The following is a 19,860-nucleotide window of genomic DNA, read 5'->3' as shown; positions in this document are numbered from 1 at the left end:
CCCGCGCCCCTGAGAATGACTCGGGGGCGCGGGTTGGCCGGTGTGGGTTGTTATGCCGGGCGCAAACCCTGGTCGCCCACCTTGGTCACGAACGACGCCGCCGTGGTGATCGGGGCTCCCGGCGTCGTCACCGCCGGGACCGTCTTGAAGTCGGCGCGGGCCTCGTGCTCGCCGAGCGCGACCGTCACGTAGCCGCGGCGTCCGTTGTAGAACTTCAGGTGCGGGTTGGCCTGGGTGTACGTGCCCCAGTTCGCCGGCTTGTCCGCGCCGTCCTTGCCGCTGCTGACGGACGTGGCGACGATCTCCGTGCCGAGGGTCTTCGACGACGGGTCGTCGAAGTTGTCCTTGATGTCGAAGGCGTAGCCGACGTGCACGTCGCCGGTGAGCACCATCAGGTTGTCGACGCGGGCCGCCCTGGCCCCGGCGAGGACCCGCTGGCGCGAGGCGCGGTAGCCGTCCCAGGCGTCCATGGACACCTTCGCGGCCGCGTTCAGGTCGAGCTTGCGCTGCGAGAAGGTGACCTGCTGCGGGACGACGTTCCACAGGGCGTTCGAGCGGCGCCAGCCGTCGATGAGCCACCGCTCCTGTGTGGCGCCGGTGATGGTGCGCGCCGGGTCGTCCGACTCGGGACCGGGGACGTGGGACCCGTCGCCGTACGCCTGGTTGGAGCGGTACTGGCGGGTGTCGAGAATGTCGAACTGGGCCAGCTTGCCCCAGATCAGGCGCCGGTACATCTGGGCGTCGGGGCCCTGCGGGAGCTGCGGGCGGCGCAGGGGCTGGTTCTCCCAGTAGGCGCGGTACGCGGAGGCGCGGCGGAGCAGGAACTCGGCGGGCGGGCCGTCCTGTTCGTCGATGTCGTCCGCGTAGTTGTTCTCGGTCTCGTGGTCGTCCCAGGTGACGACGAAGGGGTGCGCGGCGTGCGCGGCCCGCAGGTCCGGGTCGGACTTGTAGAGCGCGTACCGCAGCCGGTAGTCCTCCAGCGTCACGGTCTCGCGGTTGAAGTGGGCGGGCAGCACGTCGCCGCCCGTGTAGGCGCGGGCGCCGCCGGCGGAGTTCACGGCGTACTCGTAGAGGTAGTCGCCGAGGTGGAAGACGACGTCGACGGAGGCGTCGTCGGCGAGGTGCTTGTAGGCCGTGAAGTAGCCGTCGTGATAGGCCTGGCAGGAGACCGCGGCGAGGGTGAGGGCCGAGGTGCGGGCGTGGGCGGAGGGCGCCGTGCGCGTCCGGCCGGTGCCGCTGACCCACTTGCCGGTGCGGAAGCGGTAGTAGTAGACGCTGCCCGGCGCGAGGTGTTCGACCTCGACGTGGACGGAGTGGTTGAACTCGGGGTGCGCGGTGGCCGTGCCGCGTCTGACGACGCGCCGGAAGCGCTCGTCGTGCGCGAGCTCCCACTGGACGGCTATCCGCTCGGCGGGCAGCCCGCTGTCCGCCTCGTACGGGGACGGGGCCAGGCGCGTCCACAGCAGGACGGAGCCGGGCAGCGGGTCGCCGGACGCCACACCGAGCGTGAACGGGTCGGCGGTGATCTTCCGCGCGTCGAACTCGGCGGCGCTCGCGGTGCCCGCGGCCGGCAGGTTCGTGGCGAAGGCGAGCGCGGCGGCGGCGCCCGTGACGGTGAGAAAGCGGCGGCGGCCCAAGTGGCCCGCCGCGGCGCGCAGTTCGGCCGAGTGCCGGCTCGGATGGCGTCCTTCGGTTGTCATGTGACCCTCCCCTGACGGTTGTTGTCAGAGGAAATTGGAGTGCCGGGGGACGACCGTGACCTGTCATGCGCACGGCCGCCACATGGCGGATGAGTGATCTCCGTATGACCCCTCCTGCCGTACGCTCCGGGGCCATGAACGCTCAGAACAACGCCCCGGAACCGCACGAACCGACCGCCGTACCCACCGCCGTCGTGACCGGCGCGGGCTCCGGCATCGGCCGGGCCGTCGCCGTCGAACTGCTCCGCGCGGGCTGGCAGGTGGCGCTCGCGGGCCGCCGCACCGAGACCCTGGACGCGACGGCGGCCCTCGCCCCCGAGGCCGCGGCCAGGTCGCTCTCCGTACGGACCGACGTCTCCAGCCCCGACGACGTGGCCGCGCTCTTCACCGCCGTACGCGACCGGTTCGGCCACCTCGACCTGCTCTTCAACAACGCGGGCACGTTCGGGCCCGCGGTCCCGGTCGAGGACCTGGAGTACGACGCCTGGCGCCACGTCGTCGACACGAACCTCAACGGCGCGTTCCTGTGCGCGCAGGCGGCGTTCCGGCAGATGAAGGAGCAGGACCCGCAGGGCGGCCGGATCATCAACAACGGCTCGATCTCGGCGCACACGCCGCGGCCGCGCTCGACCGCGTACACGACGACGAAGCACGCGCTGACCGGGCTGACGAAGTCGCTGTCCCTGGACGGGCGTCCGTACCGGATCGCGTGCGGCCAGATCGACATCGGCAACGCGGCGACCGACATGACGGAGCGCATGCAGGCCGGGACCCTCCAGGCGAACGGAACACTGGCGCCGGAGCCGGTGATGGATGTCGCGGACGTGGCGCGCACGGTGCGGCACATGGCCGAGCTGCCTCTGGAGGCGAACGTGCAGTTCGCGACGGTCCTGGCGACCAACATGCCGTACATCGGGCGCGGTTGAGAGATTAATCTCCACAAACGGAATGGGACCTACCGGCCTAATTCAGGGCAGCGCGGCCCGTATGCTCAGCATCTCTCCATGAGAACTTCACATTCGGAGCACACTTTGCGCATACGTTCCACGGCCTCCGCCGCCCTGGCAGCCGGCGTCCTGTCGGTCTCCCTGCTCGCCGCGTCCCCCGCCTCCGCGGCCGCCCACCAGGGCGGTCTGCACCTGGGCTACATCCAGTACGACAGCCCGGGCAGCGACAACCGGTCGAACTCCTCGCTGAACGCGGAGTGGGTGAACATCCACAACAACACCCGCTCCGCGATCCAGCTCAAGGGCTACAAGCTGAAGGACAACACCGGCTACACGTACACCTTCGGCAGCTACAACATCGGCGCCGGCAAGACCGTCAAGGTCCGCACCGGCAAGGGCACCGACGCCTCCGGCGTGCGCTACTGGGGCCGGGGCTCGTACGTCTGGAACAACACCGGCGACAAGGCCCGCCTCATCAAGCCGAACGGCTCCCAGCTCGACTCCTGCTCGTGGGGCGACGGGCCCGGCGGGATCAGCTGCCACTGAGCCATTTCCGAGGGGGAAGGCGGGCAGCCGTTCCGCGGCCCGGAGGCAGGGGGGACCTGTCGACGGGACCGCAGGCGAACCCGGGCCGCGCCGCGGCTGCCCGCGCTACGCTCCCCCGTCATGGACACCAACGCCGACGTGCTGCGATACACCGCCTTCACCACGGACCCCGAGGGCGGCAACCCCGCCGGGGTCGTGCTCGACGCACGTGCGCTCGACGACGAGCAGATGCTCGCGATCGCGGCCCGGCTCGGTTACAGCGAGACGGCGTTCCTGATGCCGGCGCCCGACGGCGCCCCGGAACCCGGCGGCGCGCAGCGCTCGTACGCCGTGCGCTACTTCAGCCCCAAGGCCGAGGTCCCGTTCTGCGGGCACGCCACCGTGGCGACGGGCGTGGCACTCGGCGAGATCCACGGGCCCGGCGACTACCTCTTCGCCACGCAGGCCGGCGAGGTGCCGGTGACGGTCACTCAGGGCGCCGACGGCACCCCGCGCGCGACGCTCACCAGCGTCGAGCCGCACCTCACCGACGTGGCGCCCGACGACCTGGCCGAGGCTCTCGCCGCTCTCGGCTGGCCCGCCGCCGACCTCGACCCGGCGTTCCCGCCGCGCATCGCGTACGCGGGCAACCGCCACCTCGTCCTCGCGGCCGCGACCCGCGCGCGGCTCGCGGACCTCGCCTACGACTTCGCGCGCCTCGAGGCCCTGATGCACCGCATCGATCTCACCACGGTCCAACTGGTGTGGCGCGCCTCGGAGTTCGTCTTCCACGCCCGCGACCCGTTCCCGGTCGGCGGTGTCGTGGAGGACCCGGCGACGGGGGCCGCCGCGGCCGCGTTCGGCGCGTACGCGCGCGCACTCGGACTCGTCCCCTCCGAGGCGGTCCTCACCCTCCACCAGGGTGAGGACATGGGCCGCCCGGGCGAGCTGACGGTGACACTGCGCGAGGGCGACCCGCGAGTCCGGGTGAGCGGCGCGGCGGTACGGATCACCGGCTGACCGGGGAATTACGCCTGGCCGGTCTCGAAGCGGGTCACCTTGCCGCCCGCCACGACGAACTGCCACTTCGTCCGCATCTCGCCCCAGGCGTCGTTGCGGTAGAGGGCCGTGAGGGCGAGGCCGCCCGAGGACTCCTTCTCGATCTCCATGTGCCCGTTGGATTCGAAGATCTCGCGGCCGGTCCACTCGTCGATGTCCCGGTCGGACCCGTCGTCGGACATCGTCGCGCCGGGCGCGAGTGCGGCCCGGAAGGCCTCCCGGTCGTGGGAGTTCACCGCGGTGACGAAGGCCCGGACGGCCGGGTCGCTGAGCTTCGTTGTCTGGATGGCCATGACGCCGTCTCCTGCCTCTCCTTCCGGCGCTACGGTGCCGGACCTTCCGGTCGTTCGTCGCCGGTTCGGGACCCCGGCCGCGCGGGGCCCGGGCCCCCGGCCCAGACTCACACCGCGGCCCGGGACACGCCACCCGAACGGGCCCGCGCACCGCGTGCCGGGACCGGGCCTGCCGGACCGTAGGACCATGACCTGTCACAAGCGTTGTGTGGACCGCAAAGACCTGGGACTGCTCGTGCTGCGCGTGGGCACGGGCGGTGTGCTCGCCGCGCACGGAGCACAGAAACTGCTCGGCTGGTTCGGCGGCGGTGGCCTGCGCGCCACAACCGCCGGGATGGAGGCCATGGGCTTCGCCCCGCCGAAGGCGAGCGCCCTGGCCGCCGGTGTCGGCGAGGCGGGCGGCGGCGTCCTGCTCGCCCTCGGCCTCGCCACGCCCGTCGGCGGGGCCGCCGCCGCGGGCACGATGGCCGGCGCGGTCGCGGTACACGCGCCCAACGGCTTCTTCGCCCAGGGCGGCGGCTACGAGTACCCGGCCTTCCTCGGCTTCGTCGCAGCCGGACTCGCGGTGACCGGCGCGGGCCGCTACTCCCTCGACCATGCGCTCGGCCACGCCCTGGACCGGCACTGGATGGTCCCGGCCGCCCTCGTGGGCAGCGCCGCGGCGGCGCTCGCGGTCGTGGCGTCGCGCAACAAGCGGGTGGGCGGGGCGGGTCCGCAGGAGGATTCCATGGACAGCACCGACGAGTAGCCCGTCCGTGGCAGGCTGCGGGTATGCCCGACACCACGCGGCCCAGCGCCCGGCACGACCCCGCCCCGCCCACGTACGACAGCGTGTGGGAGACCGTCGACGGGCTGCACGCCTGGCTCGACTCGCACAACCGCCGCACCGCGGACGAGGCCCTGCTCCTGCGGGTACTGAAGCTGTCGGAGGAGGTCGGCGAGGTCGCCCAGGCGGTCATCGGCGCGACGGGCCAGAATCCGCGCAAGGGCGAGAGCCACTCCTGGCAGGACGTCGAGTCGGAGCTCTGCGACGTGGTGGTGACGGCCCTGGTCGCCCTGCGCACACTGACCCCGGACGCCCCGGAGGTGCTCGCGGCGCATCTGCGCCGGGTGGCGGAGAGGTCGCTCACCTCGTGATCGTCTGGCTGAACGGCACCTTCGGCGCCGGCAAGACCACCACGTCGAACGAGCTCGTGAAGCTCCTGCCGGACGCACGCGTCTTCGACTCGGAGAACGTCGGCTACCTGCTACGGGACGTCATCGGCGACGTTCCGTGCGACGACTTCCAGGAGTGGGAGCCCTGGCGGAGCCTGACCGTGGCGACCGCGCGGGACGTCCTCGGCTTCGTCGGCGGGACGCTGGTGATCCCGCAGACCGTGCTCGTCGAGGACTACTGGACACAGATCCTTGACGGCCTCGCCGCGGCGGGGATCCCGGTCCACCACTTCGTCCTGCACACCGACGCGGACACCCTGACGCGGCGCATCAACGGCGACACCGAGGAGATCCGCCCGTGGCGCCTCAAGCACATCGCGTCCTACAACGACGCGCTGCCCTGGCTGTCGCGCGCGGCGACGGTCGTCGACACGACGGAGCGGGCGCCGAGCGATGTGGCGGCGCAGATCGCCGAGCGGGTGGGCCGCGGCTGAAGCCCAGGGCCTGTTCGGCGGATCAGGTCGCGCACAGTCGCCTCGATCGATCGGCGCAGGCCCTAGGCTCGGCGTGGATCGCGGTCCGGACGGCCGGGATCACGGATCAGGCGGCCGGGATCAGGGATCACCGGCGCGGAAACGGGGGCCCTGGCATGGGCAGATTCGACGGCGGCACGGTCATCGCGGTCAGCAGCAACGAGACGTACTCCTTCACGAAGCCGAACCGGGAGAGCATCACGCTGCTCGCCGGGCTCGGCGTGGACGGCGACGTGCACGCGGGCGTCACGGTCAAGCACCGCTCCCGCGTCGCGAAGGACCCGACGCAGCCGAACCTGCGGCAGGTCCACCTCATGCACGAGGAGCTGTTCGCCGAGGTCGCCGAGCAGGGCCACGACGTCGCTCCGGGCGACCTCGGGGAGAACGTCACGACAACCGGCATCGACCTGCTCGCGCTGCCCGCCGGCACGCTCCTGCACCTGGGCGAGGGCGGCGCGGTCGTCGAGGTCACGGGCCTGCGCAACCCGTGCCTGCAGATCGACCACTTCCAGGACGGGCTCCTCAAGCGGGTCGTCGGGCGCGACGAGGACGGGGCGATCGTCCGCAAGGGCGGGATCATGAGCGTGGTGCGGACCGGCGGCGTGGTGCGCCCCGGCGACGCGATCCGCGTGGTCCTGCCGGCCGAGCCGCACGTCGCGCTGGAAGCCGTCTGATGATGCCCGAGCCGGAGATCCCCGTCGTCGCCCCGTACGACGCGGCCTGGCCGGAGCGGGGCCGCGCGCTGTGCGCCGAACTCGGCGCCGCGCTCGGACCGATGGCCCTGCGGGCGGAACACATCGGCAGCACGTCGATCCCGGGGATGGCGGCGAAGCCGGTCTACGACCTCCAGGTGAGCGTCGCCGACCTGGACGAGGCGGAGGCCGCGTTCGCGGGCCCTCTCGCGGACCTCGGCTTCCGGCTCTCCCGCTACCGCCGGGACCATGTACCGGCGGGCCTGGACGACGTACCGTCGCGCTGGGCCAAGCGCTTCTGGTCCCGCCGCGGCACGGCCGCCGATCCGGTCAACCTGCACGTACGCCTCGCGGGCTCCCCCAACGAACGCCTGGCCCTGCTCTTCCGCGACTGGTTCCGCACCCACCCGGAGGCGGTCCCGGCCTACGCCCACTTCAAGTACGCCCTCGCCTCCCGGGTCTCCGACACCGGCACCTACGCCGATGTGAAGGACCCGGTGGTCGACCTGGTGGTGGCGGTCGCGGAGAAGTGGGCGGCCGGGACGGGGTGGACGCCGGAACCCGGCCCCTGATCCCAACTCCCCCTGGCTGCCGGGTGACTTCCCGATGAACGGATACGATCGCGGGCACCACACCGGGATGTCCGAGGAATGGGGAGTCGGCCGTGGAGCAACCGCCGCGTCTGGGCGTCGCGATCGTGACGATGGGCAACAGGCCCAGGGAGGTCGACGCCCTCCTGGCGGCGGTGGCAAAGCAGGATGTGCCGCCGACGCGGGTCGTCCTCGTCGGCAACGGCTCGCCGCTGCCCACCTTCACCGGCTCCGGCCTGCCCTTCACCGTCACGACCGTCGAACTCGACGACAACCTCGGCTGCCCCGGCGGCCGCAACGTCGCCCTGGCGCGGCTGCGCGGCTTCGACGACGTGGACGTGGCGGTCGAGCTCGACGACGACGGGCTCCTCGTCGACGCGGACGTCTTCCGTACGGTCCGCGACCTGTACGCCGGCGACCCGCGGCTCGGCATCGTCGGCTTCCGCATCGCCGACGAGCACGGCGAGACGCAGCGCCGCCACGTGCCGCGGCTGCGCGCGAAGGACCCGATGCGGGGCGGTGAGGTGACGGCGTTCCTCGGCGGCGGCCACGCGTTCTCGATGCGGATGCTCGCCGAGACCGGCGACTGGCCCGCCGACTTCTTCTTCACGCACGAGGAAACCGACCTGGCCTGGCGGGCCCTGGACGCCGGCTGGAAGGTCGTCTACGAGCCGTCGCTCCTGCTCCAGCACCCCAAGACCTCGCCCGCCCGGCACGCCGTCTACCACCGCATGACGGCCCGCAACCGCGTCTGGCTGGCCCGCCGCCGGCTCCCGCTCCCCCTGATCCCGCTCTACCTCGGCACCTGGACCCTCCTCACGCTCGCCCGCACCCGGTCCGCCGGCGGTCTGCGCGCATGGGCGGGCGGCTTCGTGGAGGGCGTGCGCACGCCGTGCGGGGGCCGGCGGCCGATGCGCTGGCGCACCGCCTGGCGCATGACGCGTCTGGGGCGGCCGCCGGTGATCTGAGCCGGTTCGCAAGCGGCGGGGCGGGACGTCGTGCGTCGGGAGCCCGACAGGCGCACCCTGGAATTAGCAGTCCCGGAGGTGATCACGATGTCGGCACAGACCGCTGTCGGATGGCATGTCGAGCTGGAATTCGAGGAAGACACACATCGCACGCGTGCCGCTGCGCTCGTCCGGCTCCCCGACGGGAGCGAGGTACGGGCCCATGGCTACGCGAGCCGCCACCCCTCCGACGTGAACCAGCCGCGGGTCGGCGAGGAGGTTGCGGGAGCGAGGGCACTCAACGAGCTGGCGATGAAGATGCTGACGAAGGCGCACGACGAGATCGACGAGGCGTCGGGCCGGACGTCGCACACATTGCGGTGAGGGTCCCGGTTTTCCGGTGGGCGCCTCCCCGTCACCGGGCGATTCGGCGCGGTGACGGCGAGGCGCGGTCCTGTCCGCCACTCCGTCGGTGGTCCACTGACCGGCAAGCGGTGGTCCACTGACCAGCAACGGTGTGGACTCGATGGGCTCCTCCCCCTCCACAAGCGCGGATACTGGGCGGTAATGTCGCCATCCGCCGGACGGCACGAGACCGGCGGATGAGCGCGAAGGGGCCCTCATGGCGACGCACATGCCCGCGGAGATGCGAGGGGCCGACGACCGTTGGCAGCGCATGTGGAGCCACCGCGAGCACCTGCTCAAGGTGGCCCGGCGCAGGTCGATGAGCCCGGAGGACGCCGAGGACGCGGTGCACGAGGCGATGCTGCGCGCCGCGGAGCGCCCCGACCTGGACGACGAGCGCCTCGGAGCGTGGCTGACGACCGTGACCATGCGGTTGTGCGTCGACCGGTACCGCCAGGTCAACCGTGAGGCCGAGGTGCACCGCAGCCCCACGCTCACCGCGCCGGGTCCGGTGCCCGTCGAGGAGGCGGTGTGCGACCGGGCCGAGGCCAGATGGCTGGCCGTGCGCAGCGAGGAGCTGCCCGCGCGCCAGGCCGAGGCGCTCCGGCTGAAGTCCGAGGACCTCGACGTCGGCCAGGTCGCCGTACGCATGGGGCTGAGCTATCGCACCGTGGAGTCGCTGCTCGCCAGGGCCCGGCGCACGCTGCGGAACTCGCTGGCCGGAACGCTGGGCCTCGCCCTGTTCCTGTGGAGCCGTGGCAAGCTCCGCGCGGGCGGGCACGCGCAGGCCGTGGCGGTGACCTCGACGGCCGCGACCCTGGTGGCGGCGGGGTGTGTACTGCCGTACGTCCATGGCGGGGACGGGCGGGGCGCGGCTTCCCGGCCTTCAGTGTCCCGAACGGAGCGGGCGGTCAGGGAGACCGTGCGGCCGGACGGCGTCGGCCGGGCGGTCACGCCGAAGCCCCGTGATCTGTCGGCCGCGTCGCCGTCCCACACGGCGAGGCCGAGTCAGTCGCCCGGCGATCACAACCGGTCGCTGCTGCCGCTCTCCGTGCCGTCGTTGCCGGACACCTCGCTGTCACCGGTGCCGCCCGTCCCCGCCGTTCCCGGTGTGTCCGAACTGCCGCGTGTTTCCGGGCTCCCCGATATGCCGGCCGCGTCCACGGTCCCGACGACGCTTCCGGCCGTACCGAAGTCTCCCGTCGAGGTACCGACCCGAACCGCCCTGCCGTAGAACCCCGCACTGACGCAGCACCCTCGAAAAAAAATCCGCCGCCACCGCGACGGACGCCGCGCCCCTCCCCGTAGAGCAGTTGTCGGAGCTGCTCCACGGAGCGAAGGGTGGACCGGATGGGTGTCGAGATCTGTGTGGAAGGGCTGACCAAGTCCTTCGGTCACCAGGTCGTCTGGCAGGACGTCTCGCTGACGCTGCCCGCCGGGGAGGTCTCGGTCATGCTCGGCCCCTCGGGCACGGGCAAGTCGGTGTTCCTCAAGACGCTCGTCGGACTGCTGAAGCCGGACCGGGGCTCCGTGAAGGTCGCGGGCCGGGACATCACCAAGTTGCGCGAGCACGAGCTGTACGAGGTACGGAAGCTCTTCGGCGTGCTGTTCCAGGACGGCGCGCTGTTCGGCTCGATGAGCCTGTACGACAACATCGCCTTCCCGCTGCGCGAGCACACCCGTAAGTCCGAGAGCCAGATCCGGCACATCGTGCTGGAGAAGATGGACCTGGTCGGGCTGATCGGTTCGGAGGGGAAGCTGCCCGGTGAGATCTCCGGCGGGATGCGCAAACGGGCCGGTCTCGCGCGGGCACTGGTCCTCGATCCGGAGATCATCCTCTTCGACGAGCCGGACTCGGGCCTCGACCCGGTGCGCGTCGCGTATCTCAACCAACTCATCGTCGACCTCAACGCACAGATCGACGCGACCTTCCTGATCGTCACGCACGACATCGCCTCGGCCCGTCAAGTGCCGGACAACATCGGCCTGTTGTTCCGCCGCGAACTGGTCGTGTTCGGGCCGCGAGAGAAGCTCCTGACGAGTGACGAACCGGTCGTACGGCAGTTCCTGAACGGCCGGATGCAGGGCCCCATCGGGATGGCCGAGGAGAAGGACGCCGCGCAGGTCGAGCAGGAGCTGGCGCGGCTCGGTGACGTGGACCGCAAGGCCCGTCACGCCGGCAACGACATGACGCCGCGCCTGCTGCCGGGCCCCGGCATCGTCCGCCCGCCCCGCTGGGAGGCGATCGCGCGGCGCGAGGCCGAGCTGCACCGCAAGGAGGCGGCGGACGCATGAGCCTGTCACCGACCGGGGCGCTCAGGCAGTCAGGAAACCTCTTCGCGATGGCCCTGGACGTGGTCCGGACCGTGCCCCGACGGCCGTTCCAGGCGCGGGAGTTCATCCAGCAGGCCTGGTTCGTCGCGAGCGTCACGATCCTGCCGACGGCCCTCGTGTCCATCCCGTTCGGCGCGGTCATCGCGCTGCAGATCGGCAGCCTGACCCGGCAGCTCGGCGCCCAGTCCTTCTCCGGGGCCGCCTCGGTCCTCGCGGTGCTGCGGGAGGCCTCGCCGATCGTCACCGCGCTGCTGATCGCGGGCGCCGGCGGCACGGCGATCTGCGCGGATCTCGGGGCGCGGAAGATCCGCGAGGAGATCGACGCGATGCAGGTCCTCGGCATCGACCCCATCCACCGCCTTGTCGTCCCGCGGGTCCTGGCGTCGATGGTGGTGGCGGTGCTGCTCAACGGCCTGGTGTCGGTGGTCGGCGTCGCGGGCGGCTACTTCTTCAACGTCGTCCTGCAGAACGGCACTCCGGGCGCCTATCTCGCCTCCTTCACCACGCTCGCCCAGCTCTCCGACCTGTGGGCGGCGGAGATCAAGGCGCTCGTGTTCGGCGCGATCGCCGCGATCGTCGCCTCGCACAAGGGACTTACGGCGAAGGGCGGACCGAAGGGCGTGGGCGACGCGGTGAACCAGTCGGTGGTGATCACCTTCATGTTGCTGTTCGTGACCAACTTCGTGATGACCGCCGTGTACTTCCAAATCGTTCCGCAGAGGGGCTGAGACATGGCGCTACTGAAAGCCCTGGAGGAACTTGGCAGCCAACTCTCCTTCTACGGGCGCTCGTTGGCGTGGACGGGCCGCACGGTTCGCCGCTACAAGAAGGAGATCCTGCGGCTGCTCGCCGAGGTGAGCTTCGGCCGCGGTGCCCTCGCCGTCGTGGGCGGCACGGTCGGTGTCATCGCCTTCCTGTCGTTCTTCACCGGCACGGAGGTGGGCCTGCAGGGGTACGCCGCCCTGAACCAGCTCGGCACCTCCAACTTCGTGGCGTTCCTCTCGGCGTACTTCAACACCCGGGAGATCGCTCCCCTGGTGGCCGGGCTCGCGCTCTCCGCGACGGTCGGCGCCGGGTTCACCGCTCAACTCGGCGCGATGCGGATCAGCGAGGAGACCGACGCCCTCGAAGTCATGGGCGTCCCCTCGCTGCCGTTCCTGGTGACCACCCGGATGATCGCCGGTTTCGTCGCGGTGATCCCGCTGTACGTGGTCGGGCTGCTGTCCTCGTACTTCGCCGCCCGCACCATCACCACCGGCTACTACGGGCAGTCGGCGGGCACGTACGACCACTATTTCCAGCAGTACCTGCCGCCGGTCGACGTGCTGTGGTCCTTCGGGAAGGTGCTCGTCTTCGCCGTCCTGATCATCCTCGTGCACTGCTTCTACGGCTATTACGCGAGCGGCGGCCCGGCGGGCGTCGGCGTCGCCGTGGGCCGCGCGGTACGCACCTCGATCGTCGCGATCAACGTCCTGGACTTCTTCCTGTCGCTCGCGATCTGGGGCGCCAACACGACCGTACGGATTGCGGGGTGAGTCGTATGAGAGTGCTGAGACTGCGGTTGTACGGCGTCGTGTTCCTCGCTGTGCTCGCGCTGCTGCTGTCCCTGTCCGTCGCCGTATACCAGCAGGTGTTCACGTCGGTCGTGCGGATCACGCTGGAGGCCGACAGCCTCGGCAACCAGCTCGATCCGCGCGCCGACGTCAAGCTGCGCGGGCTGCTGGTCGGCGAGGTGCGCGCGGTGCGCGGCGACGGGTCGAAGGCGACGCTCGACATCGCGCTCAAGCCGGAGTACGTCGCGTCCATCCCCTCCGACGTGCACGCGCGTCTGCTGCCCAAGACGCTGTTCGGCGAGAAGTACGTCGACCTGGTCCCGCCCGCGCGCTCTGCGCACTCGTCGGCCCGGCCCATCCGCGCCGGGGACGTCATCACGCAGGACCGCACCCGCGTCGGCATCGAGCTCCAGCAGCTGATGAACGACCTGCTGCCGCTGCTGCGGACCGTGCGGCCCGGACAGCTCAACGCCACGCTGTCCGCGTTCGCCACCGCCCTCGAAGGGCGCGGCGACCGGATCGGCGACAACCTCACGCGCGTGGAGGACTATCTGCACCGCCTCAACCCTCACCTGCCGTCCCTCACCGAGGACTTCGCACGCCTTACCGACGTCGCCGAGGTGTACGGCGACGCGGCGCCCGACCTGATGGAGATCCTGCGCAACACCGTGACCACCAGCCGCACCATCGTCGAGCAGCGGGACCGGCTCGCGGCCGCACTCTCCACGACGGCCACCGCCGCGGGCACCGCGGACGACTTCCTCCACGCGAACGGCGACCGACTGATCACCCTGGGCCGGGTCTCCCGCCCCACGCTCGGCCTCTTCGCCCGCTACGCGCCCGAGTACCCCTGCCTCCTCGCGGGCCTGGTCCGCGAGGAGAAAGCCTCCGAACAGGCCTTCCAGGGCGGAAAGATGCACATCACCCTCGAAGTCGTGCGCCAGCAGGGGGCGTACCAACCCGGTGAGTATCCCCGCTACGGCGACCGCTCGGGGCCCAACTGCCGTGACCTGCCACATCCGACGGTGCCCGCGCCCGGGGTCCACCTCAACGACGGTTCCGCGAAGGGAAGTTCGTCCGGTCCGGCCGACGTCTCCGCCACCCGGGCCGAGCAGCGCGCCGTCGGCTCGCTCGTCGCGCCCGTTATGGGTGTGCCCGCCGACCGGGTGCCGCCGGTCGCGACCCTGTTGTTCGGACCGATGGCGCGCGGGACGGCGGTGAGCGTCGTATGAGGACGTCAGGAGCCCGGCAGGCCGCTGCCCCGCTGATCAAGTTCAGCCTCTTCGCGGTGGTGACGATCCTGGCGACGGCGCTGCTCGCCGCCACCATCGTCAACATCTCCTTCACCCCCGAGCACACGTATCGCGCGGTGTTCAGCGACGTCACCGGACTGGAGAAGGGCGACGACATCCGGGTGGCCGGGGTGCGGGTCGGCGAGGTCGAGGGCATCCGGATCAAGGACCGGACCCTTGCGGAGGTCACCTTCACCGTCGGCGCGGACCGTCCGCTGCTGCACAGCACCGGCGCGGTCGTCCGCTACCGGAACCTCGTCGGCCAGCGTTACGTCGCCCTGACCGAGGGCGCGGGCGACGGCACCGGGCTGAAGCCAGGGGCCACGATCCCGCTGTCGCGCACCCAGCCCGCCCTGGACCTCAACGCGCTGCTGAACGGCTTCAAGCCCCTGTTCGCCGCGCTCAGTCCCGACGACGTCAACCAGCTCGCCACCGAGATCATCCGGACACTCCAGGGCGAGGGCGGCACCGTCAACAGCCTGCTCGTGCACACCGCTTCGCTCACCACGACCCTGGCCGGCCGCGACAAGCTGATCGGCTCGGTGATCGACAACCTCAACACCGTCCTTGAGACGCTGGACAAGCGCGGCGCCCGGTTCTCCGGGCTCCTCAAGCAGCTGCGGCGGCTGGTCTCCGGTCTGTCGGCCGACCGCAAACCCATCGGGCAGTCGCTGGTGAACATCGGCGGCCTGACCGACGCCACCTCAGGGCTGCTCAAGGACGCCCGTCCGCCCCTGAAGGACGACATCGCCCAGCTGACCGATCTCACCGGAACGCTGAACAAGAACGAGAACACCGTGGAGGGCGTCCTGAAGCGGCTGCCGAACAAGCTCAACGCGCTGACGGGGACGGCCTCCTACGGCTCGTGGTTCAACTTCTACCTCTGCGACTTCGACGGCCGGATCGTGCTGCCGAAGACGAAGCAAGTGCTCACCCCTGAGCTGCACGTGGCGAGGGCGAGGTGCGGCGCATGACGAGGCACTTCCTTCCGCGCAGGACCCGTAGGCCACGCCCTGAGCCGCTGGTCAAGGTCCGCATCGACCCGCCCAGGCTCCCCAAAATACGGCTCCTGCCACGCCGGGCACCCCGCCCCCGCCGCCCGGAACCCCTGGTCAAGGTCCGCATCGAACCGCCCAGACTGCCCCGCATACGGATCCGTCGTCCGCATCTCATCCCGTTCCGCGAGCGGAACCCCGTGGTGATCGGAGCCGTCGGCCTCACCGTCCTCGCACTGCTGGCCGTGGCCGCGTTCAACGCCGACAGCCTGCCGCTGATCGGCGACGGCGAGACGTACAGCGCGGCCTTCTCGGAGGCGGGCGGCCTCAAGCCCGGCGACGAGGTGCGCATCGCCGGCGTCAAGGTCGGCAAGGTCCACGACGTCGATCTGGACGGCGACCACGTCAAGGTCACCTTCAAGATCAAGGGCGATCCCGGGTTCGGGACCGGGACCGGGGCCGCCATCCGCGTCAAGACCATCCTCGGCGCGAAGTATCTCGCGCTGACCCCCAAGGGACCTGGGCAGCTGCCGCCCGGCAGCGAGATACCGCTGAGGCGGACGGTTCCGGCCTATGACGTCGTGCAGGCGTTCAGCGATCTCACGACCACGACGGAGAAGGTCGACACCGACCGCCTTGCCAAGGCTCTCGACACCCTCTCCACCACCTTCCAGGACTCGCCCGCTGAGGTACGGGCGTCCATCAAGGGCCTGTCGAGGATCTCCCGGACGGTCGCCTCGCGCGACCAGGCGCTGGGCGAACTCCTCGACCACGCGAACGGCGTCACGGGCGTGCTGGCCGAGCACTCCGAGGACTTCTCCGCGCTGGTCAAGGACGGCGACAAGCTGTTCAAGGAGATCAGCAAGCGGCGCAAGGCGATCCACAAGCTGCTGAAGAGCTCCGTCGCGCTCGGCATCGAGCTCTCCGGCCTCGTCGACGACAACGACAAGGAGATCGGGCCCGCGCTCAAGGGCCTGAACCGTGTGGTGCGGATGCTCGAACGCAATCAGGCGAGCCTGGACCGGAGCGTCAAGCTGCTCGCGCCCTATGTGCGGGTCTTCAGCAACACCCTCGGCAACGGCCGCTGGTTCGACAGCTACGTCCAGAACCTGGTCGCCGCCCCGGTGGTGCCGCGGACGGGAGGCACACGGTGAAGAACCTGAAGAGACGCGTGGGCCTGGTCACCGCACTCGCCCTCGTGGCCGCGCTCACCTACGTGCTGTGGCCGCGCTCCGAGCCGGTGCGCGTCACCGCGTACTTCCCGCGCACCGTCGGCATCTACCCCGGCTCGGACGTCCGCGTCCTCGGCGTGCGGATCGGCAAGGTCGAGAAGATCACGCCGGAGGGCGACCGGGTACGCGTGGAGCTGTCGTACGACGAAGGCCGCAGGGTCCCGGCGGACGCGCAGGCCGCGATCATCAACTCGTCAGTGGTCAGCGACCGTTACGTGCAGCTGCTGCCGGTTTACCGCAAGGGCGCGGTACTGCGGGACGGTGACGTCATCCCCGAGACGCGTACGGCGGTGCCGGTCGAACTGGACCGCATCTTCGACAGCCTGCACACGACGGCCGACGCGCTCGGCCCCAAGGGAGCCAACAAGGACGGCTCGCTGTCGCGGCTGCTCGGTGTGAGCGCGGACAACCTCGACGGCCAGGGCGAGAATCTCAACCGGACGGTCAAGGATCTCTCGCAGGCCGTCACCACCCTGTCCGACGGCCGCTCGGACCTGTTCGGCACGGTACGGAACCTTCAGGTGTTCACGGCGGCGCTCGCCGCCGACGACAAGAGCGTGCGGTCGTTCAACACCAGTCTCTCCGAGGTGGCCGCGCAGCTCGCGGGCGAGCGTAAGGACCTCGCGGACGCGCTGCGGAACCTGGGGACGGCGCTCGGCGACGTGTCGGACTTCGTGAAGAAGAACAAGAAGTCGCTGACCTCGGACGTGAAGGGCCTGAGCAAGGTGACCAAAGTGCTCGTCACCCAACGGGCCGCGCTGGAGGAACTGTTGGACGTCGCCCCCACGGGCCTGTCGAACCTGAACGACGCCTACAACCCGTCCTCCGGCACCCTCGACACCCGCAACAACGCGCAACAGGCCCAGGATCCGGCCTCGCTGCTGTGCTCTGTCCTGAGGACGACCGGCGACGAAGGCGGCAAGAACCCCGACTGCAAGGAGCTGAAGAAGCTCTTCGACTCCCTGCCCAAGGTGCCCAAGGGCCCCGCGGTGACGGGAACGGTCGACCGGACGCTCGGCGGAATCCTGGGGGCGAGCGCATGAGCGCGCTGCGGCGCCGGGCCGGGGCGGTCGTGTGGGCGGCGGTCGGCTCCCTGCTTCTGTCCGGCTGCGAGTTCAACGGCTGGTACGACGTCCAGCTGCCCGGCGGAGCCGCGGCCGACGGACACGCGTACCACGTCACCGTAGAGTTCCGCGACGTCCTCGACCTGGTGCCGCAGTCGGCGGTGAAGGTCGACAACGTCACCGTGGGCGCCGTCGAGAAGGTGGAGCTGGACGGCTGGCACGCGCGCGTACGGCTGAGGGTCGCCGACTCGGTGAAGCTGCCGGCCAACGCGCTCGCCGGGCTGCGGCAGACCAGCGTGCTCGGCGAGAAGTACGTCGCGCTCTCCGCCCCGCCCGGCAAGGCAGCGGTGGGTCGGCTCCGCGACGGCGCCCGCATCCCGCTGTCCCGCAGCGGCCGCAACCCGGAGATCGAGGAAGTGCTGTCCGCGCTGTCCGCGCTACTCAACGGCGGCGGAGTGTCCCAGCTCAAGACGATCACCGTGGAGCTGAACAAAGCCCTGGACGGCCGGGAGAACCGGGTCCGGTCACTGCTCAAGGAGCTCAACACGTTCATCGGCGGTCTCGACGACCAGCGGAAGGACATCGTCCGCGCCCTCAAGGCCGTAGACCGGCTGTCGGGCCGGCTCGGGAAGGAGAAAAGGGCGATCGCCCGGGCCGTGGACACGATGCCGCCGGCACTGAAGGTCCTCGCCGACCAGCGGCGCGATCTGACGAAGATGCTCACCGCCCTGTCGAAGCTGGGCAAGACGGGCTCCAAGGTGGTCAATGCCTCGCACGACGACACGGTCGCGAACCTCAAGCAGCTGCGTCCGATCCTCCAGCAGCTGAACAAGGCGGGCGACGACCTGCCCAACTCCCTTGAACTGCTGACCACTTACCCGTTCCCGCGCAACGTGGTGGGCGCCGTCAAGGGCGACTACGTCAACCTCAAAATCACCGCGGATCTCGACCTGACGGACATCTACGGCAACGTGACGGGCGGGTCCGGCAAGCCCGGCAAGGGGCACGGCGATTCCGAGGATCCCAAGGCTCCCGGACTGCCCGGACTGCCCGATCTCCCCGACGTACCGGACCTGCCGGATGTCCCGGCTCCCACGCCGCGGCCGAGCACACCGAGCCTGCCGTCGCCCCCGTCAGGAGGTGGTGGCGGTGGCGGCGGGCCACTGTGCCCGCCGGTGTGCACCAGCGCCTACACCACCGACGCAGACCTGCCCGAGGGGATCGACCTCGCGCTCGCCGAGCTGATGCTGAAGGGGGTTCAGCCGTGATCACACGCACGGTCAAGGCCCAGTTGCTCGCCTTCGCCACCGTCACCGCCGTCGGGGTGTCGTACGTCGGCGCCGCGTACACCGGCCTGGCGGACGGCGTCCTGGGCCGCGGCTACACCGTACGGGCGGACTTCGCCGACTCCGGGGGCGTCTTCCCCGGCGCCGAGGTCACCTACCGCGGGGTGCCGGTGGGCCGCGTCGGCGCACTGCGGCTCACCGGCTCGGGCGGGGTGTCGGTGGCCCTGGACATCAAGGACGGCACGCGGCGCATCCCCGCGGACACCCTCGCCGTGGTCGCGAACCGTTCGGCCGTGGGCGAGCAGTACGTCGATCTGCAGCCGCGTACTACGCATGGCCCCTACCTCCTCGACGGCAGCGCCATCCCGCGCGGCAGCACCCGCGTGCCGTTGCCCACCACGGACCTCGTCCTCAGCCTGGACCGGCTGGTGAACTCGGTCGGCAAGGACGATCTGCGGGTCACCGTCGACGAGCTGGACAAGGCGTTCTCCGGCACCGGTCCGAACCTGAGCCGCCTGGTGGACTCGGGCAACGCGCTCGTCGAGTCGGCGTCCGGCTCGCTGCCCCAGACCATCTCGCTCATCGAGGACTCGCGGAAGGTCCTCAAGACGCAGGCCGACCAGGGCTCGTCCATCAAGTCGTTCGCGCACGACCTGGCCGCGCTCACTGCACAGTTGAAGTCGAGCGACGGGGACCTGCGCAAACTGATCGGCAACGCGACGCCGGCCGCGCAGCAGCTGAACTCGCTGCTGAAGTCCACCGGCCCACGTCTTTCGGTCCTACTGGCGAATCTGATCAGCGGTGGCCAGGTCACGCTGGCGCGCCTGCCCGGCGTGGAGCAGTCCTTGGTCACCTTCCCCGCGCTGGTCGCGGGCAGCTACACGGTCGTCCCGGGCGACGGCACCACCCACTTCGGCCTCGTGGTGAACGCCGACGACCCGCCGCCGTGCACCCAGGGGTACGGGACGGCGCGGCGCGCCCCCTCGGACACCAGCACGCGCGAGGCGAACACCGACGCGCGTTGCACGGCCCCGCGCGGCGGCAAGACGTCGGTGCGGGGCGCGCAGAACGCCCCCGGCGCGCCGGCCGGTTCCGGCGGTGCGGACCAGTCGGCGTACGTCACGCCCTACGACCCGGAGACCGGCATGGCGACCGGCCCGGACGGAACGCCCGTCGAGATCGGCTCGACGGGCGGCCAACAGACGGTGTTCGGAAGGGAGTCGTGGCAATGGCTGCTAGTCGGACCGATGGCATGAGC

22 protein-coding genes are annotated in these 19,860 nt (G+C 70.8%); 20 read left to right on the top strand and 2 right to left on the bottom strand.

Going from position 1 to position 19,860, the window contains the following annotated elements; translation table 11 throughout:
- Positions 1-50: 50 nt before the first annotated feature.
- Entirely contained in the window at positions 51-1,700 is a 1,650-nt protein-coding gene (locus OG574_RS32020) for an alkaline phosphatase D family protein (protein WP_326776044.1), read from the bottom strand.
- A 134-nt stretch (positions 1,701-1,834) separates the two neighbouring features.
- Between OG574_RS32020 and OG574_RS32015 the strand changes: the two genes are divergently transcribed.
- From OG574_RS32015 to OG574_RS32005, 3 genes are all read left to right on the top strand, one after another.
- Positions 1,835-2,626 (top strand): SDR family oxidoreductase, encoded by a 792-nt coding sequence (locus OG574_RS32015; protein ID WP_326776043.1) that lies wholly within the window; start codon positions 1,835-1,837, stop codon positions 2,624-2,626.
- A 105-nt stretch (positions 2,627-2,731) separates the two neighbouring features.
- The gene (locus OG574_RS32010) at positions 2,732-3,193 is read left to right on the top strand and encodes a lamin tail domain-containing protein (RefSeq protein ID WP_326778697.1); all 462 of its coding nucleotides are present in this window, start codon (positions 2,732-2,734) and stop codon (positions 3,191-3,193) included.
- Positions 3,194-3,313: 120 nt separating this feature from the next.
- The gene (locus OG574_RS32005) at positions 3,314-4,192 is read left to right on the top strand and encodes a PhzF family phenazine biosynthesis protein (RefSeq protein WP_326776042.1); all 879 of its coding nucleotides are present in this window, start codon (positions 3,314-3,316) and stop codon (positions 4,190-4,192) included.
- 8 nt (positions 4,193-4,200) lie between these two features.
- Here OG574_RS32005 and OG574_RS32000 read toward each other — a convergent pair whose 3' ends face one another.
- Positions 4,201-4,524 (bottom strand): nuclear transport factor 2 family protein, encoded by a 324-nt coding sequence (locus tag OG574_RS32000; RefSeq protein WP_326776041.1) that lies wholly within the window; start codon positions 4,522-4,524, stop codon positions 4,201-4,203.
- A gap of 187 nt (positions 4,525-4,711) precedes the next feature.
- On the opposite strand from OG574_RS32000, the gene OG574_RS31995 reads away from it, so the two are divergent.
- From OG574_RS31995 to OG574_RS31915, 17 genes are all read left to right on the top strand, one after another.
- On the top strand, positions 4,712-5,272 hold the full coding sequence (locus OG574_RS31995) for a DoxX family protein (RefSeq protein WP_326776040.1): 561 nt from the start codon (positions 4,712-4,714) through the stop codon (positions 5,270-5,272).
- Positions 5,273-5,295: 23 nt separating this feature from the next.
- On the top strand, positions 5,296-5,661 hold the full coding sequence (locus tag OG574_RS31990; protein ID WP_100592035.1) for a MazG-like family protein: 366 nt from the start codon (positions 5,296-5,298) through the stop codon (positions 5,659-5,661).
- Positions 5,658-6,173, top strand: coding sequence for an AAA family ATPase (locus OG574_RS31985; protein ID WP_326776039.1), 516 nt, complete (start codon positions 5,658-5,660; stop codon positions 6,171-6,173). Before OG574_RS31990 ends, OG574_RS31985 begins: the two co-directional genes overlap by 4 nt.
- A gap of 155 nt (positions 6,174-6,328) precedes the next feature.
- Positions 6,329-6,886: an MOSC domain-containing protein gene (locus tag OG574_RS31980; RefSeq protein WP_326776038.1), complete on the top strand. Its 558-nt coding sequence runs from the start codon at positions 6,329-6,331 to the stop codon at positions 6,884-6,886.
- Complete coding sequence (locus tag OG574_RS31975) at positions 6,886-7,476, top strand: GrpB family protein (protein ID WP_326776037.1); 591 nt, start codon at positions 6,886-6,888, stop codon at positions 7,474-7,476. The genes OG574_RS31980 and OG574_RS31975 overlap by 1 nt, the downstream gene beginning before the upstream one ends.
- Before the next feature lie 131 nt (positions 7,477-7,607).
- Positions 7,608-8,462, top strand: coding sequence for a glycosyltransferase family 2 protein (locus OG574_RS31970; protein ID WP_442816941.1), 855 nt, complete (start codon positions 7,608-7,610; stop codon positions 8,460-8,462).
- 87 nt (positions 8,463-8,549) lie between these two features.
- Positions 8,550-8,825 (top strand): DUF1876 domain-containing protein, encoded by a 276-nt coding sequence (locus OG574_RS31965; RefSeq protein ID WP_326776035.1) that lies wholly within the window; start codon positions 8,550-8,552, stop codon positions 8,823-8,825.
- A gap of 238 nt (positions 8,826-9,063) precedes the next feature.
- On the top strand, positions 9,064-10,080 hold the full coding sequence (locus tag OG574_RS31960; RefSeq protein WP_326776034.1) for an RNA polymerase sigma factor: 1,017 nt from the start codon (positions 9,064-9,066) through the stop codon (positions 10,078-10,080).
- Positions 10,081-10,196: 116 nt separating this feature from the next.
- Positions 10,197-11,141, top strand: coding sequence for an ABC transporter ATP-binding protein (locus tag OG574_RS31955; RefSeq protein WP_326776033.1), 945 nt, complete (start codon positions 10,197-10,199; stop codon positions 11,139-11,141).
- Positions 11,138-11,908, top strand: a complete 771-nt coding sequence (locus OG574_RS31950; RefSeq protein WP_326776032.1) for an MlaE family ABC transporter permease — start codon at positions 11,138-11,140, stop codon at positions 11,906-11,908. The genes OG574_RS31955 and OG574_RS31950 overlap by 4 nt, the downstream gene beginning before the upstream one ends.
- 3 nt (positions 11,909-11,911) lie before the next feature.
- Complete coding sequence (locus OG574_RS31945; RefSeq protein ID WP_326776031.1) at positions 11,912-12,715, top strand: MlaE family ABC transporter permease; 804 nt, start codon at positions 11,912-11,914, stop codon at positions 12,713-12,715.
- Positions 12,716-12,720: 5 nt separating this feature from the next.
- Positions 12,721-13,965, top strand: a complete 1,245-nt coding sequence (locus OG574_RS31940) for an MCE family protein (protein WP_326776030.1) — start codon at positions 12,721-12,723, stop codon at positions 13,963-13,965.
- Complete coding sequence (locus tag OG574_RS31935; RefSeq protein ID WP_326776029.1) at positions 13,962-14,999, top strand: MlaD family protein; 1,038 nt, start codon at positions 13,962-13,964, stop codon at positions 14,997-14,999. Before OG574_RS31940 ends, OG574_RS31935 begins: the two co-directional genes overlap by 4 nt.
- Positions 14,996-16,174, top strand: a complete 1,179-nt coding sequence (locus OG574_RS31930) for an MCE family protein (protein ID WP_326776028.1) — start codon at positions 14,996-14,998, stop codon at positions 16,172-16,174. The genes OG574_RS31935 and OG574_RS31930 overlap by 4 nt, the downstream gene beginning before the upstream one ends.
- Entirely contained in the window at positions 16,171-17,295 is a 1,125-nt protein-coding gene (locus tag OG574_RS31925) for an MCE family protein (protein WP_326776027.1), read from the top strand. The genes OG574_RS31930 and OG574_RS31925 overlap by 4 nt, the downstream gene beginning before the upstream one ends.
- Positions 17,292-18,584, top strand: a complete 1,293-nt coding sequence (locus OG574_RS31920; RefSeq protein ID WP_326776026.1) for an MCE family protein — start codon at positions 17,292-17,294, stop codon at positions 18,582-18,584. Before OG574_RS31925 ends, OG574_RS31920 begins: the two co-directional genes overlap by 4 nt.
- Positions 18,581-19,858, top strand: coding sequence for an MlaD family protein (locus tag OG574_RS31915; protein ID WP_326776025.1), 1,278 nt, complete (start codon positions 18,581-18,583; stop codon positions 19,856-19,858). The genes OG574_RS31920 and OG574_RS31915 overlap by 4 nt, the downstream gene beginning before the upstream one ends.
- Positions 19,859-19,860 lie beyond the last annotated feature (2 nt).

The organism is Streptomyces sp. NBC_01445, assembly GCF_035918235.1.
In the GTDB taxonomy this organism is placed as follows: Bacteria; Actinomycetota; Actinomycetes; order Streptomycetales; family Streptomycetaceae; genus Streptomyces.
The sequence above is the reverse complement of the archived record's forward strand: the minus strand, read 5'-3'. Positions and strand labels throughout refer to the sequence as shown.